1 protein-coding gene and 1 pseudogene are annotated in these 1,588 nt (G+C 73.7%); both read right to left on the bottom strand.

What is annotated here, in order from left to right; translation table 11 throughout:
* Positions 1 to 1,099: phosphoribosylamine--glycine ligase (gene purD, locus BZL64_RS37325; RefSeq protein ID WP_086773428.1), on the bottom strand; the 1,099-nt coding region annotated here is incomplete at its 3' end.
* Between the two features lie 156 nt (positions 1,100 to 1,255).
* Positions 1,256 to 1,588 (bottom strand): annotated as a pseudogene (locus BZL64_RS41705) (DNA polymerase III subunit gamma and tau); the annotation flags it as partial.

The following is a 1,588-nucleotide window of genomic DNA, read 5'->3' as shown; positions in this document are numbered from 1 at the left end:
GCGTACGTCCTGCACGCCGGGTCCCGGCGTGCAGGACGTACGCGTGCGGAGCGTCCTCGGCGGCCACCTCGGCGAGGCCGGTGATCGGGTCACCGGTGCGCGGGGTGCCGGGGTAGTTGTGCGAGGCCACGACCACGGTGACGGCCGCCTCGTCGCTCCAGCGCAGGGGCGGCAGGTCGGCGAGGTTGCCGGTGGCGGCGGCCATCAGGAGGCCGGCCAGCGGGGTCTTCAGGCGGGCCAGGACGACCTGCGTCTCAGGGTCGCCGAAGCGGGCGTTGAACTCGATGACCCGCACGCCCCGGCCGGTGATCGCGAGCCCGGCGTAGAGGAGACCCGAGAACGGGATGCCTCGCCGTCGCATCTCGTCGACGGTCGGCTGCAGGACCGTCTCCATTACCTCGTCGACCAGCTTGGGGTCGGCCCAGGGCAGCGGGGAGTACGCGCCCATGCCGCCGGTGTTCGGGCCCTCGTCGCCGTCGAGGGCACGCTTGAAGTCCTGGGCGGGCCGCAGCGGGACGACCGTCTCGCCGTCGGTGACGGCGAAGAGGGACACCTCGGGACCGTCGAGGAACTCCTCGATGACCACGCGTCCGCAGGCCGCGGCGTGGGCCTTCGCGGCCTCCAGGTCGTCGGTCACGACGACGCCCTTGCCCGCGGCCAGACCGTCGTCCTTGACGACGTACGGCGCTCCGAAGGCGTCGAGGGCCGTGGCGGCCTCGGCGGGGGTGGTGCAGACGTAGGAACGGGCGGTCGGCACGCCGGCGGCGGCCATCACGTCCTTCGCGAACGCCTTCGAGCCCTCCAGCTGCGCGGCCTCCTTGGACGGGCCGAACACCGGGATGCCCGCCTCGCGCACCGCGTCGGCGACCCCGGCGACCAGCGGCGCCTCCGGGCCGACGATCACGAGCTGCGCGCCCAGCTCGGTGGCCAGTGCGGCTACGGCCTTGCCGTCCAGGGCGTCGACCGGATGCAGCTCGGCGACCTCGCCGATGCCCGCGTTGCCGGGGGCGCAGTGCAGGGCGGTGACCGCGGGGTCGAGGGACATTGAGCGGCACAGGGCGTGTTCGCGGGCGCCGCTGCCGATGACGAGGACGTTCACGGGGCCAGCCTAACGGGCCTGACCGAGGCTGCTTTGTGCGGGCTTCCGAAGGGTGGCGGGGCGGGTGTTCGTAGGTTCCGCCGAAGCGGAGCCCCGAGCTGGGGCGATGTCCACCGGAGAGAGCTGGAGACCCCTTGGGCGTCGGGCCTCGTCCCGCTACTCGTTGGTGAACTCCTCGACCACGGTCGCCCCCAGTTCGCGCACGATCAGTTCGTGCCCGGAGAGGGCCGACTCGTTGAGGTCGGGGTCGTCGTCCTCGGGGATGTCGTCCTCGACCGAGACGTGCTCCCGGGCCGGGGAGTGGGGTCTCGACGAGGCGTGGCCGGAGGCCGACGCCTGGGCGGACCGGGCCTGCGGCGGGCCGGAGGGAGTGGAGGAATGCGCGGAGGCATGCGTGGCTTGGGGGGCCGTCATGCCGCCGCCGCCCGTACCGGCGCCAGGAGCCCCACTGCCGTAACCGCCGCCGTAACCGCCGCCGTAACCGCCGCC

This window comes from Streptomyces bobili, assembly GCF_002154575.1.
GTDB lineage: Bacteria > Actinomycetota > Actinomycetes > Streptomycetales > Streptomycetaceae > Streptomyces > Streptomyces bobili.
This window is presented reverse-complemented; position numbering and strand designations above follow the sequence as displayed.